Source organism: Rhizobium sp. BR 250, from assembly GCF_047445855.1.
GTDB classification, from domain to species: domain Bacteria; phylum Pseudomonadota; class Alphaproteobacteria; order Rhizobiales; family Rhizobiaceae; genus Agrobacterium; species Agrobacterium tumefaciens_I.
In genome coordinates this window covers 26,642-41,419 of the sequence record NZ_JARWKW010000017.1, presented here as the reverse complement: position 1 = coordinate 41,419, position 14,778 = coordinate 26,642, and the positions used below count along the sequence as shown (strand labels likewise).

Genomic DNA, 14,778 nt, shown 5'->3' with positions numbered 1-14,778 from the left:
CCGGCGAAACCGGCCGCCGGGGAGCGGTTCTGGTTTTACTGGCAGTGTTTACTGAATGGTCGGAAGGCGTTCGTTCAGGAACGCATTGCCCTTGGTCAGCACCGCTTCGGCATCGAGCGGAAGATCGTGCTCAAGGATGAACCATTTTGCGCCGGCCTGCTTGGCTGCGGGCAGGATCGTCTTCCAGTCGAGCGTGCCGGTGCCGAGTGTGGCAAAACCGCGCTCGTTTTCTGCCGTGCCGGCAGGTGCATTGTCCTTGGCGTGGATGGCAAAAACCTTACCCTTCAAGGTGCCGAGGAATTCGGCCGGATCATTGCCGCTGCGCGCCACCCAGGCAACATCGACTTCGGCCTGCAGTTTCGAGCCGGCGGCATCGAGGAGCAGTTCAAGCGCCGTCTTGCCGTCGAACTTGACCATTTCAAAGTCGTGATTGTGGTAAGCCATGGAGAGGCCTGCCGCAGACAACTTGTCCGCATAGCCGCCGAGCTCCTTGCCGAAGGCGGTCCAGCCTGCGGCATCCTTCGGGCGGTCTTCCGGCTTCAGGAACGGCACGGTCACGACCGGATTGCCGACGGCCTTCTGCTCGGTGATGACCTCATCGAGGTTACCGCGCAGCTTGTCGATCGGCACATGCGAGGAAATGACCTGGATCTTGTGCTTCTTGAGCAGCGTGTTCAGCTCGTCCGCGCTGACCTTCTGCATATCCACCGTTTCCACGGCCGAAACGCCGGCACGGTTGAGGATGGCAAGCTGCTCCTCCAGCGTTCCGGAATTGCGCAGCGTGAACATCTGCGCGGCGATCGGCAGCGTCTTGCTGTCATCGGCAAGAACCGGATTTGCTATACCGGCTGCCAGTCCAACGGCAAATGCCATCTTCACGAATTTTGACTTCAACGTTTTCAAACGCGTAACTCCCTTTCCGTTTGATCAATGTGACGACGCGTCTACCCCTGAATTCCCCGGTCTCTGAACCGGGTCATGCCGGACACAACCTCCAATGCCCTGCGCCGTCCGTCCCGAGATGCGGCGACCTACAGGTCGATCCCCACCCAGGACGAGGTTCTGCTGGACCTGACGGCCGCGTCGATGAATGCGAGACCCGCAAGACCATCCTCAATGCCGGGGTAAATCACCTCCCCGGCAGCTGTTTTTCCCTCCCTCTTTGCGATGATTGCATCTGCGGCTTCGCGGTAGATCGTCGCAAAACCCTCGAGATATCCTTCCGGGTGCCCGGGCGGCACACGGCTGACACGGTTTGCAGCGGCACCCGCGCCTGCACCATTGCGGGTGATAAGCCGCTTCGGCTCGCCATAGGGCGTGAACCACAATTCGTCCGGCACACGGTGGTGCCACTCAAGCCCGCCCTTGTCGCCATAGACCCGGAGCGACAGCGCGTTTTCATTGCCGACCGCGATCTGGCTTGCCCACAGCATGCCCTTGGCGCCGCTTCCGTAACGCAAAAGAATATTGGCACTGTCATCCAGCTGCCGGCCCGGCACGAAGGAGGTCAGATCCGCATAAAGGCTCGTCGGAATTTCACCCGTGACGAAGGCAGCGGCGTTGAAGGCATGGGTGCCGATATCGCCGATGGCTCCGCCCGCACCGGAGCGGCTGGGGTCGGTGCGCCATTCCGCGCCCTTCGCGCCGGTCTTTTCGACGGCTTCGGTCAGCCAGTCCTGCGCATATTCTGCCTGCACATGGCGCAGCTTGCCGATGTCACCATTGGCGACCATCTCGCGCATCTGCCGCAGCATGGGGTAACCGGTGTAATTATGGGTCAGCACGAACAGGCTGTCGGATGCCCTGACGATCGCCGCCAGTTCCTTTGCCTCCTCCAGCGTCGCGGTCACCGGCTTGTCGCAGATGACGTGGATGCCGGCGTCGAGAAACGCCTTGGACGGGGCAAAATGCAGGTGATTGGGGGTGACGATGGCGACAGCCTCGATACCGTCTTCCCGGCCCGCCTCTGCCGCCGCCATCTCCTCAAACGAGGCATAGGAACGGTCCGCTGCGATGCCGAGCAGGGTTGCCGATGCGGCTGCACGGGCCGGATCGGAGGAAAGTGCGCCGGCCACCAGTTCGTAACGGTCATCCAGCCGGGCCGCGATGCGGTGCACCCCACCTATAAAGGCGCCCTGACCACCGCCGACCATGCCGAGACGGATGCGGCGGCTATCGAATTTTGCTGTTTGGGAGGACATGGGGTTTCCTTTCAAAGGCCGAGAAGGCGGCGATTGGCGGCATCATCGATGCCGCTTTTGGCGAAATCATCGAAAGCCCGCTCGGTCACGCGGATGATGTGGTTTTCAATGAAGCCCGCGCCCTCACGCGCGCCGTCTTCCGGGTGTTTCAGCGCGCATTCCCACTCCAGCACCGCCCAGCCATCGAAGTCATATTGGGTGAGCTTGGAAAACACCGCGCCGAAATCGACATGCCCGTCGCCCAGCGAACGGAAACGGCCCGGCCGGTCGACCCAACTCTGATACCCCCCATAAACGCCGGAACGGCCGGTCGGATTGAACTCGGCATCCTTGACGTGAAAGGCGCGGATGCGTTCGTGGTAAATGTCGATGAAGCCGAGATAATCCATCGCCTGCAGCACGAAATGCGAGGGATCGTAGAGGAGGTTGGCACGCGCATGATTGCCGGTGGCGCCTAGAAAACGCTCGAAGGTGACGCCGTCATGCAGGTCCTCGCCCGGATGCAGCTCATAGCAGAGATCGACACCATTTTCCTCGAAGGCATCGAGAATGGGTGTCCAGCGCTTGCCGAGCTCGGCAAAGGCCATTTCGACGAGACCTGCCGGACGCTGCGGCCACGGATAAACGAACGGCCAGGCAAGCGCACCGGAGAAAGTCGCATGGCTCTTGAGGCCAAGATGCTGCGAGGCTTTCGCCGCGCACTTCAGCTGCTTGACCGCCCATTCCTGCCGCGCCTGCGGTTTGCCACGCAGTTCTGCCGGCGCGAAACCGTCGAACATTTCGTCGTAGACGGGATGAACGGCAACGAGCTGGCCCTGAATATGGGTCGAAAGCTCGGTGATCTCGACACCAATCTCGGCGAGACGGCCCTTGATATCGTCGCAATAGGCCTTGGAGGCGGCAGCCTTTTCCAGATCGAAGAGTTTGGGATCGGTCGGCACCTGAATGCCCTTGTAACCGAGCGAAGCCGCCCATTGGCCGAGATTATCGAGCGTGTCGAAAGGGGCCTCATCTCCGGCAAATTGCGCGAGGAAAATCGCCGGGCCTTTGATCGTCTTCATGTCCTTACACTCCTTGCATTCACAGTCTGGCCGCTACCGATGCGGCGGGCGGCAGGGCGCGACCGAGCCGCGCACCACGAGTTCCGTATCCAGCACGATGGTTTCGGCCGTGCGTTTGCCATTCAGCCGGTCCACCATCAGCGCCATGGCCCTGCGGCCCATTTCCTGCCGGGGCTGGCGCACCGTCGTCAGCGGCGGTTCGAAGGCATTGGCGAAGATGATGTCGTCGAAACCGATGACCGAGACATCGGCCGGAACCGAAAGCCCCCGCGCGCGCAGCTCGCTGATCGCACCAATCGCCATCTGGTCGCTCGATGCGAAGATCGCGGTGAAAGCGATGCCACCTTCGAGAAGGCCCGTAATCGCCTGGCGGCCAGCCTCGATGCTGTAATCGCCCGTCACAACCAGCTCATCGGCATAAGCGATGCCGGCCTCGGCAAGCGCATCGCGGTAACCGTCGAAACGCTCCTGCGCCAGACTTTCGGGAAAGGGACCAGCGAGATGCACGATTTTCTTATGCCCCGCCTCAATGAGGTGGCGCACAGCATTTTGGGATGCGGCACGGTTATCGACCTTGACCGTTGGCAGCGCGATCCCGGCGATGATCTCCGACGCAATGACGATCGGCGGCAACGCATCGCCCTGCTCGAGAAGCTCAGACGGGAACTGGCCGGTCATCAGTATCAGGCCGTCGGCATGTTTCTGCCGCACCATATCGATATGGGTCGCCACGCGGTGTTCATCGTTGCGGGCGTCGCCCATCAGCACCTTGAAGCCCGCTTCGCCGGCAGCCTCCTCAACACCCTTGTAGATTTCGAGATAAAACGGGTTGCCGATATCGCGAACGAGAAGGATGACGGTGTTGTTGGATTGACGCCGGAAGCTCGCGGCCTGCGCATTGGGAACGAAGTTCGCCTGCCGCACGGCATCGAAAACCTTCTTTCGGGTTTCCGGGCGAACCTTGTCGGGTTGTTGCAGCGCCCGCGAAACGGTCGCGATGGAAACGCCCGCGAGAGCTGCAACTTCTCTGATATTCGAACCTTGGTCTTTGCTCATCTGTCACACACGCAACTGCTTTTGGCGGCCATAAAGCAGCATCAGCGCTAGCAACGTGACACCAAATATGATCTGCCGTGCCCATACATCGAGGTTGAGCGTTATCAGTACGCTTTGCAGAATGGTGAGCGCAACTGCCCCGGCCATGGTTCCGACATATCCGCCCGCACCGCCGGCAAGCGAGGTGCCGCCGATGACGACCGCAATGATCGACGGAAGCACATATTGGTCGCCGACGGAGATGAAGGAAGTGCCGGTGTAACCGATGACGCAGACCCCGGTCAGCCCGGCGAACAGGCCGGAGAGACCATAAAGCAGTGTACGGATCAAAGAGACCGGCAAACCGGTGAGCGTTGCCGCCCGCTCGTTCGAGCCGATGGCATAGATGGCGAAACCGAAGGCCGTGCGGCGCAGCACGAAGAGCATGATCGCGGCGATGCCCAGCCAGACAAAGAGTACACCGGGAATGCCGAAGATGAGCGGACGGTTGATGAAGCCTGCCAGCAGTGGCGCCGCCGCGCCGGAGGGAACGCCCTGCGAATAGACCACCAGCCCGCCCTGAATGACCGCCGTCATGCCAAGTGTCATGACCAGCGGCGGAATGCGCACGAAGGTAATGCCAAGGCCGTTGATGAGGCCGATCAGGAAGGGAATGCCGCCCGCAACCAGAATGGCAAGCGGAATGCCGGCATTCTGGCCGTTCATCATATTGCCGGCAAGGACCGCACCGAGCGAGATCATCGCGCCGACGGAAAGATCGATGCCTTCTCGTCCGCCGAGGATGACGAGGTTCTGGCCCGCCGCGACGATGCCGAGAATGGCGGCAATCGTCAGCAGCCGCACGATCTGCGATCCCTGAGCGAAGCCGGGGGACAATAATTCGCCGACCAGCAGCAGGAAGGCGGATGCGCCAATGGCAATGGTGAGCGGATCGGTGAGAAGGGTTTTGAGTTGCAAGCCAGGATTGGTCATATCAGCGCCTCGTCACCAGAACACCGCCGGCCAGCGCCGTCAGCACGATCAAACCCTGCACCAGCGTCTGGTACTCGAAGGGCAGCCCCGCAAAGAAAATCACATTGCCGATCATGCCGAGCACCAGCGCGCCGGCGATCGACCCGGTCGAACTGCCGAAGCCGCCGGAAAGTGCCGTGCCGCCCAGAACAACGGCCGAGATGGAAGACAGCGCCAGACTTGCACCGAGCAGAGGATCGCCCGATGCCGTTTCGCCAGTGAGGCAGAGCGCCGCCAGCGCCGAGAACAGGCCCGAGATCATATATGCGCCGATGCGGATGCCGGAGAGGCGCAGGCCCGTCTGGAAGGCGCCGGTGCGATTGCCACCCACCGCAAGCAGATGCGTGTGGAAAGGAATGCGCGACACGATCAGCGTGAAAGCGATGCCCGCCAGCAATACCCAGAGCACGAAGGGCAAGCCGATGAAGCTGCCGGAATAGGTCTGCCAATAGGCTTCCGGCACCGGCAGGCCCGCCTGCGGCAAGACCCAGATTGCCAGACCGGCGAAGATGATGCCCGTCGCGAAGGTGGTGACGATGGGCTGGAAGCGCAGGCCGGAAATGAAGAGGCCATTGACCAGTCCACACAGCAGCCCGACAGCCGCACCCGCCGCCATGCCGGCGAAGACAGCACCGGTCGTGCCGCCGAGTGCTGCGATGACGCTGACGGTGACGACATTGGCGAGCGCCACGATGCTGCCGACCGACAGATCGATATCTCCCGCCAGAATGACATAGGTCTGGCCGATGGCGACCAGGATCAGCGGCAGAAATGTCGTCAGGTTCGATTGCAGCACGGAGGGCTGAACGAAAGATGGCTGCAGAAACGTGTTCACGGCAACGAGAACGGCCAGAACGACGAGGGTGATGATCCAGGGTTGCCTGCGCAGAACGCCTTGGGAATTCATGCGGCGTCTCCATAGGCGGCGCGGGTCATGTTGACGGATGTCATGTCGGCTCCGGTCAGTTCCGCAGAGATGCGTCCGCCGTTGAAGACGAGAATGCGGTCGGCATATTCGAGGATTTCCGCATCTTCCGAGGAATAAAGAAGAATGGTCGCACCGGCATCGGCCTGCTGCCGCATCAGCGCGAAGAGATCGGCCTTGGCGCCGAGATCGATACCTTTGGTCGGATCATCGAGCAAAAGCAGTTTCGGTGCCGTGGCGAGCCAGCGGGAAATGAAGATCTTCTGCTGGTTGCCGCCCGAAAGCGTGCCGATGGCCATGTCCATGCCGGCAAATTTCGTCTTCATGTCATCCGCGACCTTCTGCACCCGCGGCTTCAGCGTTGCAGGACGGACCAGCCGCATCTTCTCGCGCACCATCAGTGCGGCGACGAGATTTTCGAAGATCGACCGCCCCTGAAGGGAGGCATCGCGACCGCGATCACCCGAGACATAGGCAAAACCGTTATGAACCGCCTGCGAAGGCTTGCCGATGGCGATTTCACGACCCTCGAACCGGATTTTCCCCGCAGCAAAGGGACTGGCGCCGAAGAGGCCCTTCAAAAGCGCCGATTGTCCCTGCCCCTGCAGGCCTGCCAGACCGACGATTTCGCCCGGATAGGCTTCCAGAGAGACACCGCGCACGCCTTCGCCCGCAACATCCGTTACCTTGAGGCTGGGGACCGCGGCGGCGCGCCCCTGCTGGCGGGCGGGTGCTGCGCGAACATCACCGACCATATCGTGCACGACGGCTTCGCGGGTGGTGGCTGCGGTGTCGAGTTCGGAAATCGTCGCGCCGTTGCGCATCACGGTGATGCGGTCGCAGACAGCAAAGACCTCATCGAGACGATGAGAAATCATGATGGTGGAGACACCGTCGGCCTTCTTGGCCCGGAGTATTTCGAAAAAGCGCTGGGACTGGCGGCCATCGAGCGCCGCCGTCGCCTCGTCCATGATCATCAGGCTGGCATTCTGGGCAAACACCTTCAGGATTTCGACGAGCTGGCGCTGATCGGGCGGCAGATTGCCGACGATCGCATCCGGCTCCAGCCCCTCGCCGGCCACACCATCAAACAGCGCAATCAGCCTGGCCGCTTCGGCCTTCAGCACCTTGCCGTCAACAAAGATGCCGCGTTTCGGCTCGCGGCCGAGAAAGATATTATCGGCAACGGAAAGCTGCGGAATGAGGCTGAGTTCCTGATAAAACAGGGCGATGCCGGCATTTTCGGCGTCGCGTGGGCTTTTGAAGCGCACGTCTTCGCCATTGAACCGAATGGTGCCGCTGGTCGGCGCCACCGCGCCCGCAACGATCTTGCAGAGCGTGCTCTTGCCGCAGCCATTGGCGCCCAGCAGCGCGTGAATTTCGCCGCGACCAACGGTCAGCCGGCCAGCGGAAAGCGCACGCACGGCGCCAAAATTCTTCGTTATGCCGGCCGCTTCCAAAGCGTTCGCCATCGCATGTCCCCGAATAATGCTTGTTACAGGCGGACGGCCAAGGCCCGGTCCGCACTCGAAATTCCGGTTCGGGCCGGCTCTTACCGCCGGCCCGGGACGGGTCTTACTTGAAGAACTCGCCAGCCTGCTCCGGCGTCACAGTCGCCGTGACGGACCAGTAACCGGGCTTGCCATCGGCGGCCTTGATATTGTCGGCAAGGTTGTCATTGCTGACGAAGGGGATCGGAATATAGATGGCGTTACCATAGGTGCCGCCAAAGACGCCGTCCTTGAATTCCTTGCCCTGCAGCTTCAAGACAGCAACATTAAGCGCGCTGGCCATGACGCCGGGAGGATTGACCGAAGCGCCGGAATTGAACTTTTCCTTTTCCCAGCGGGTCATGAAGTCCTTGCGGATTTCACCGGTTGCAGCAATGTCCTTGGTCTTGCCGGCGGCCTCGATGGCGCGCCATGCACCATCAGCCATGCCGTCCTGAACCCAGACGCCGCTGATATCGGGATAGGTGGCAAGCAGGTTCTGCATGGCCTGCTGGCCCTGCGCCTGATCCCAGCTCGCATTGGCTTCGTTCAGCACCTTGATATCGGGATATTTCTTGAACACTTCGCGGTAACCGGCGACGCGGGCTTCATTTGCCGGGTTGCCGGCGATGCCGTTGATGGCGACGACGCTTCCCTTGCCCTTCAGCGCATCCGCAAGCCATTGGGCGGACTGGGCCGCCCATGCCTTCTGGTCGATGCCGACATAGATCGCATCCTTCGAGGACACTTCCGCATCCGTGGCAATGACGAGGATGTTGCGTGCCTTGGCCTGGGCGAAGATCGGATCGAAAGCGGTCGGGCTGCCGGGATTGATGAGGATCGCATCAACACCCTGGTTCATGAAATTGCGGATATGACCGATCTGCCCCTGCACATCGACATTACCACTCTGAACGACGACTTCGACCTTGACGCCCTTTTCGCCCCACGCCTTCGCGGCAGCCTGGGCTTCTTCGATCATCTGCGTACGCCATTCGCTACCAACGAACGAATTGGAAAGACCGATCTTGAAGCTCTGCTCCTGCGCAAGCGCCGACGTGCCCGCCGCCAGCACCATCGCCGCGGCAGCCATCAAATGTCTAAACATGAAATTTGCTCCTCCAAGCACGGTTCCTAACCATGAAACCGTTTACATTGGCAAATGTAACCGGTTTCATATTTGAGTCAATCCCGAGAATGATTTTTATCGGGAGGCGTGCGAGGGGAATGGAAGGCCGGCCGGCAGCGGTGGAAAATGCCAATAAAAGAGCAAGATAAGCCCTTCGAAAAAGAGCGCTGCGCCGGGTTTCGAAGCACGCCGGAGCTTGCCGCTCGATCAGCTTTTCACGCTCCCCTGTGGACAAGAGGCGAATTCCCGCATCAAATCGCCACACGATACCAGTCAGGAGAATGACCATGGAAATATTGCGCGCAGGAACACGGGCATCAACAAAGGGCCCCGAAGCCTGGTTCACCGGAACGGTCCGCATCGACCCGCTCTTCAACCCCTTCGATGCCGAACGGGTACAGGGCGCCCAGGTCACCTTCGAACCCGGTGCCCGCACCGCCTGGCACACCCATCCCCTCGGCCAGACCCTGATCGTGGTGTCCGGCCTTGGCCGCGCACAGCGCGAAGGTGGGCCGGTGGAGGAGATTCGCCCCGGCGATATCATCTGGTTCGCACCGGGTGAAAGGCACTGGCACGGCGCCGCACCCAATATCGCCATGACCCATATTGCGCTTCAGGAGGTCAAGGACGGCAAGGTGGTGGACTGGATGGAACAGGTGACGGATGCCCAATATGGCGGTTGACGGGGCAGCGGGCGAATGGCCGCAGCGACCCGACAGCGGCATCGCGTCGAACCATCCTCAGCCGATTAACTGCGGCCACCGCCTTTACAGAAGCTGCCTCCGCAGCAAGGCCTCCAGCCATTCCGCAAAGACCTGCAATCGCCGCGACAGATGCTGGCGATGGGAATAAAGCAAGGTCATCGGCATAGGCTCGGCCCGATGGTTCGGCATGACTTCAACAAGTTCGCCGCTCTCCAGATGCGGCCTGACATCGTAAGCCGGTATCTGGATCAAGCCGAGGCCGGCGAGACAGCAGGCGATATAGGCCTCGGCATTGTTGACGGTGACACGGCCACGCATGGAAACCGAATGCAGCGTCTCGCCTTCGATCCATTCCCAGTTTTCCACGCGCCCGCTGGAGGGTGATGCGTAATTGATGGCCCAGTGGCGGGGCAGATCCTGCGGAGCCCCCGGAGTGCCGTGACGCTCCAGATAGGCAGGGCTTGCGACATTGATGAGCGGCAGCTTGCCGATAGGCCGCGCAATCAGGCCGGAATCGCTGAGTGACCCGACCCGCAGCACACAATCGATATTGTCCTCCACCAGATCGACGGCACGATCCGTGACGCCAAGGCTTATGTCGATCTGCGGATAAAGATCGAGAAATTCCGCCAAGGCGGGTGCAATGACCAGCCGGCCGATCCGGCCCGGCACATCGATCCGCAGCCGGCCGGAAGGCTGCGCCGCCGTCTGCCGGAACAGGTTTTCCGCATCTTCGACATCGGCGATCAGCCGCTGGCAGCGTTCGTAAAAGGCCGAACCATCTTCGGTCGGCGAGACCTTGCGGGTGGTGCGGTTGAGCAGCCGCGCACCAACGCGTCCTTCCAGCTCCAGCACGGCCGCCGAAACCGAAGAACGTGGAATGCCGAGCGTATCGGCAGCGCGTGTGAAACTCGCACAGTCGACGACACGGGTGAAGATGCGGAACAGGTCGATGCGGTCCAATGGAAAACCTTTATTGTGCGGATTTCCTGACAGGTCATGTCAGAATGATCACCTTTATCGCGTAATCCTAGACGATATCCTGTCGCCATGAAAGCGGCCGCAAACGTGGCCGGACCCAGGCACAGGAGGCCGATCCATGACCGATCATTCCATCAAGGGCAAAACAGTCATCATCGCCGGCGGCGCGAAAAATCTCGGTGGGTTGATCGCCCGCGATTTCGCCGCCCAGGGCGCGAGCGCAATCGCCATCCACTATAACAGCGCCGCCGCCAAGGCCGATGCGGACGCGACCGTTGCGGCCGTGAAGGCGGCTGGCGCCGAGGCAGTCGCTCTCCAGGCCAATCTCACCACGGCAGGCGCCGCCGAAAAACTGTTCAGCGATGCCGTCGCCGCCATCGGCCGCCCGGATATCGCTATCAACACGGTCGGCAAGGTGCTGAAAAAACCGATCCTCGAGACATCGGAAGCCGAATATGACGAAATGACCGCCGTCAATTCCAAGTCGGCCTTCTTTTTCCTCCAGCAAGCCGGTCGCCACGTTAATGACAATGGCAGGATCTGCACCCTCGTCACCTCGCTACTGGGCGCCTTCACGCCGTTTTACGCGAGTTATGCCGGCACCAAGGCGCCGGTGGAGCACTTCACCCGCGCTGCCGCTAAGGAATTCGGCGAACGCGGCATCTCGGTGACGGCGATCGGTCCCGGCCCGATGGACACGCCGTTTTTCTACGGTCAGGAAACACCGGACGCACAGGCCTATCACAAGAGCGCCGCCGCCCTTTCCGGCTTCTCGAAGACCGGCCTCACCGATATCGAGGACATCGTTCCCTATATCCGCTTTCTCGTCTCGGACGGCTGGTGGATGACCGGACAGACCATTCTGGTCAATGGCGGTTACACCACCAAATAATCCCCCTGCGATCCGCATTCATGGTGTGGTGGCGAAACGCGCAGGCGTTTTTGCCACCACACGTCTTTCGATGGCCGCGAGGTTAAAAAAAGACGCAGGCAATATGGCCTGAATGAAGATGCCGATATAAAACGCTCCGATCCGTTGGTGGAGTTATTGGGGGCAGAGGATGAATTCAGGGCGTCGCGGCGTTCTCGCTTTTTTGGGCGGTCTCGTTCTGGGGACGCCGTCCCTCGGCAGGGCGGCGAACAAACCATCGGCCTTTGCCGTGTCCCGTTCGGAATACGAACCCCGGCACATTCTGTGTTTCCTCGGAACGGAGAACGGCCTTGCGACGCTCCAGCTGGGCGCGCGTGCCGCCATCGACGCATTTGCCGCCGATTTCAGTATCGATGAGGATTATTCGCAGGATGAGCCGGACGACCGGATGGAACGGTCCTTCGCCGTCTGCTGGGATCGTGTCGATCCGGAGACCTATCAGAAGACCGATGACGAGGCCGTCGCGGGGCATGGCTCGGTTCTTTATGTGCTCGGCCCGTCAATGGCCGCGGAAAATGCGGTCGTGACATCCGCGAAAGCCCTGCAGTTCGCACAGCATATGTTTGGCCACGGCGCCATTGCGGTAAAGGGCGAAAGCGCCGGTGTCGCGCATGGAGCGCGGCGCTGGAAGGAATTGTTCGAGCAATCGCGCCGTGAAGCCGCATCCGATGATCCGCTGGCGCTCGCGAGGACCTGCCGCCTCGCCTTCGCACGCCGCCCCATCGGCGGCGATGCCGATGGCATGGCGAGCGTCGGGTTCCATCTGGTCGGGCTGCCCGACGTGCGGGTGAATTTCATCCGCAAAGACGACAAACTGCCCTCAACCAATGCCGAGCAGTTGAAGATCGCCGCCCTGATGGACAACATTGCCGATCAGATGGCCCGCGACGGCGTGGAAAAGACGGTGAAGGCGCGTCATGCAGCCCTGTCCGATGACACGCGGTATGAGGAGGACAGCTACAAATTCAACCCGTTCGGCGTCGTGAGCATTGAGGATTACAAACTCTGACGCACACAAGGGCCAGCCTGTCCCCGTGATCCCGGCCTTCGAATTCGGCGCTCCCGCGCGCCTCGCCTATGGCGCGGGTGCAGGGTCGCTCTCCCCCGCCACAAGCAGCATCGGCCAGATGCAATGGCGGGCCCGCTCGGGGTAGAAGGGCGCATAGGCCGGCATGGTCGACAAGAGCGTCTGGGCCACCGTCACGCCGAGATCATGCAGGGACATGCGGAAACTGGTCAGCCGCGGCTCCAGAAACTGGCCGCGCGGACCGTCGCGGAAGCCGATGACGGCGAGATCCCGCCCCGGTTTCAGCCCCACTTCCGCAAGACGGCGATAAAGACCGACCGCCATCAGCTCGTAGATCAGCACGATCGCCGTTGGCCGAGGGCGCATCTGCAGCCATTCGCTGGCGGCGTGATAACCGCCCTGCTCGCTCGATTTCGCGCGGATGACCAGGGAAGAATCGTAAGCGATGCCATTGTCTTCCAGCGCACGCCTGTACCCCTCCAGAAAAACGTAACCGAGATTGATATCGCTGTCGGGCACCGCCACCGCAATCGAACGATGTCCGGCAGCAACAAGGCGATCGACGGCGTTTTTCGCCACACCCTCGAAATCGAGGTCGATCCAGGCGTGATTATCGCTGGAGGCGGTGCGTCCAAGCGACACGAAAGGCAGACGGGTCTGCTTCAGGAAATCCACGCGCTTGTCGGTCCGCCGGGTGGCGGAAATGATCATCGCATCCACCATGCGCCGCGCCACCATGCGCTTCAGATATTCATCCGGGTCCTCTTCCCCCGGGCATGGCAGAACGATGAGATCGAGATTATGTCCGGAAAACACGCTTTGCAGGCCGTCCGTCACCCCTAGGAAGAAGTTGTCGGAGTTTTCAACGGTCTGCGCGTCGCTGCCGGTCATCAGGCCGATGACATTGGTGGTTCCCTGTCTGAGGCTGCGCCCGGACTGGTTAGCCACATAACCGAGCTTTTCCGCCGCTTCGAGAACACGTCGCCGCGTCTCTTCGTTCACATCGGGCTTGCCGTTCAGGGCACGGGAAACGGTGCCTATCGATATCTCCAGATAGTCGGCAAGCTGACGGATTCCTTTCATGCATTCCCCTCCCAGGCCTGACGCGCAATCAACGCGTCCCTTAACGGTCTTGACATATCTAACATCATTGGCATAGTCTCGTAAACGTTTACGACGCTCTGCGCAAAGAGGAGTTTGCGAAAGAGCCCGGGGAGATGAGATGACATTTAATGCCGTTTTATGCGGGTGCGGAGCCATGGCCAAAGGCTGGTTGCGCGCCATTCAATCCACGCCGGAGATTTCCGGCGCGATCAGGATCGCCGGTCTGGTGGATCTGAACGAGAACACGGCCCGTGCGCTTGCCGAAGAATTCGCCCTCACCGACGCGGTCATCGGCACCGATCTTCGCGCGGTTCTTGCCGAAACGAAAGCCGACATCCTTTTTGACATCGTCATCCCGCAGGCGCGCTTCGCCGTGGTTGAAGCCGGTCTCGATGCCGGGTGCCATGTCCTCAGCGAAAAGCCGCTTGCCGCCTCGATGGAGGAAGCCGCCACGCTGGTGGAACTGGCGAAAAAAGCCGGCAAAATTCATGCCGTCGTGCAAAACCGGCGGTTTATTGCCGGTATCCGGCGGCTGCGCCGCGCGCTGGAAGACGGCGTCATCGGTGATCTGACGGCCATCCATTGCGATTTCTTCCTCGGCCCGCATTTCGGCGGCTTCCGTGAGGAGATGAAGAACGTCCTGCTTCTCGACATGGCGATCCACACCTTCGATGCAGCCCGTTTCGTCGCCAATGAAAAGCCCCTCTCCGTCTTTTGCGTGGAGAAGAACCCGGCCGGTTCCTGGTATGCCCATGGGGCGAGCGCCAACGCCATTTTCGAGTTCTCGAATGATGTCGTCTTCACCTATCGCGGTTCATGGTGCGCCGAAGGCGAGCGGACCAGCTGGGAAGCGCGCTGGCGGCTTATCGGCTCGAAGGGAATGATCCTCTGGGACGGTGAAGACAATTTCTCCGCCTCCGTGGCCGGCGATGACCAGGGACTTCTGCGTGGATTCAAGGCCGTAAACGTTTCCGATGCCGTTTCCGAGAAGGATACGCGAGGCCATGCCAGCGTCATTCTCTCCTTCCTCGAATCCATCCGCACCGGTGAGATGCCGGAGACGGCCTCCTTCGACAACATCAACAGCCTTGCCATGGTGATCGGCGCGATTGAAAGCGCCCGCCTCGGCCAGCGTGTTTCAATTGCAGCATAAGGACT

Annotated in this window: 14 protein-coding genes; 4 read left to right on the top strand and 10 right to left on the bottom strand. The window is 61.0% G+C overall.

The features are described from left to right. Positions 1–48: 48 nt before the first annotated feature. The 8 genes from QD336_RS22325 to QD336_RS22290 all read right to left on the bottom strand — a co-directional run bounded on the left by QD336_RS22325 (position 49) and on the right by QD336_RS22290 (position 8,852). Positions 49–903 (bottom strand): sugar phosphate isomerase/epimerase family protein, encoded by an 855-nt coding sequence (locus tag QD336_RS22325; RefSeq protein WP_269345214.1) that lies wholly within the window; start codon positions 901–903, stop codon positions 49–51. Between the two features lie 128 nt (positions 904–1,031). Beyond that, positions 1,032–2,201, bottom strand: a complete 1,170-nt coding sequence (locus QD336_RS22320) for a Gfo/Idh/MocA family protein (protein WP_269345212.1) — start codon at positions 2,199–2,201, stop codon at positions 1,032–1,034. An 11-nt stretch (positions 2,202–2,212) separates the two neighbouring features. Further along, on the bottom strand, positions 2,213–3,262 hold the full coding sequence (locus QD336_RS22315) for a sugar phosphate isomerase/epimerase family protein (protein ID WP_269345209.1): 1,050 nt from the start codon (positions 3,260–3,262) through the stop codon (positions 2,213–2,215). A 33-nt stretch (positions 3,263–3,295) separates the two neighbouring features. After that, positions 3,296–4,318: a LacI family DNA-binding transcriptional regulator gene (locus tag QD336_RS22310; RefSeq protein ID WP_269345208.1), complete on the bottom strand. Its 1,023-nt coding sequence runs from the start codon at positions 4,316–4,318 to the stop codon at positions 3,296–3,298. A 3-nt stretch (positions 4,319–4,321) separates the two neighbouring features. Continuing rightward, on the bottom strand, positions 4,322–5,290 hold the full coding sequence (locus tag QD336_RS22305) for an ABC transporter permease (protein ID WP_020010296.1): 969 nt from the start codon (positions 5,288–5,290) through the stop codon (positions 4,322–4,324). A 1-nt stretch (position 5,291) separates the two neighbouring features. Next, entirely contained in the window at positions 5,292–6,236 is a 945-nt protein-coding gene (locus QD336_RS22300) for an ABC transporter permease (protein ID WP_269345207.1), read from the bottom strand. Beyond that, positions 6,233–7,726, bottom strand: coding sequence for a sugar ABC transporter ATP-binding protein (locus tag QD336_RS22295; RefSeq protein ID WP_269345205.1), 1,494 nt, complete (start codon positions 7,724–7,726; stop codon positions 6,233–6,235). The genes QD336_RS22300 and QD336_RS22295 overlap by 4 nt, the downstream gene beginning before the upstream one ends. A gap of 103 nt (positions 7,727–7,829) precedes the next feature. Further along, positions 7,830–8,852, bottom strand: coding sequence for a substrate-binding domain-containing protein (locus QD336_RS22290; RefSeq protein ID WP_269345203.1), 1,023 nt, complete (start codon positions 8,850–8,852; stop codon positions 7,830–7,832). A gap of 308 nt (positions 8,853–9,160) precedes the next feature. Here QD336_RS22290 and QD336_RS22285 point away from each other — a divergent pair, with 308 nt between their 5' ends. Next, on the top strand, positions 9,161–9,556 hold the full coding sequence (locus QD336_RS22285) for a (R)-mandelonitrile lyase (protein ID WP_269345202.1): 396 nt from the start codon (positions 9,161–9,163) through the stop codon (positions 9,554–9,556). A gap of 84 nt (positions 9,557–9,640) precedes the next feature. Here the strand turns inward: QD336_RS22285 and QD336_RS22280 are convergent, their stop codons facing one another. Then, positions 9,641–10,540, bottom strand: coding sequence for a LysR family transcriptional regulator (locus QD336_RS22280; protein ID WP_269345201.1), 900 nt, complete (start codon positions 10,538–10,540; stop codon positions 9,641–9,643). A gap of 136 nt (positions 10,541–10,676) precedes the next feature. On the opposite strand from QD336_RS22280, the gene QD336_RS22275 reads away from it, so the two are divergent. Continuing rightward, on the top strand, positions 10,677–11,450 hold the full coding sequence (locus QD336_RS22275) for an SDR family oxidoreductase (protein WP_269345199.1): 774 nt from the start codon (positions 10,677–10,679) through the stop codon (positions 11,448–11,450). A 169-nt stretch (positions 11,451–11,619) separates the two neighbouring features. Beyond that, on the top strand, positions 11,620–12,498 hold the full coding sequence (locus tag QD336_RS22270) for a hypothetical protein (protein ID WP_269345198.1): 879 nt from the start codon (positions 11,620–11,622) through the stop codon (positions 12,496–12,498). 66 nt (positions 12,499–12,564) lie between these two features. Here the strand turns inward: QD336_RS22270 and QD336_RS22265 are convergent, their stop codons facing one another. Continuing rightward, positions 12,565–13,599, bottom strand: coding sequence for a LacI family DNA-binding transcriptional regulator (locus QD336_RS22265; protein WP_499172217.1), 1,035 nt, complete (start codon positions 13,597–13,599; stop codon positions 12,565–12,567). A 139-nt stretch (positions 13,600–13,738) separates the two neighbouring features. On the opposite strand from QD336_RS22265, the gene QD336_RS22260 reads away from it, so the two are divergent. Further along, positions 13,739–14,773, top strand: a complete 1,035-nt coding sequence (locus tag QD336_RS22260; RefSeq protein ID WP_269345196.1) for a Gfo/Idh/MocA family protein — start codon at positions 13,739–13,741, stop codon at positions 14,771–14,773. Positions 14,774–14,778: the final 5 nt, after the last annotated feature.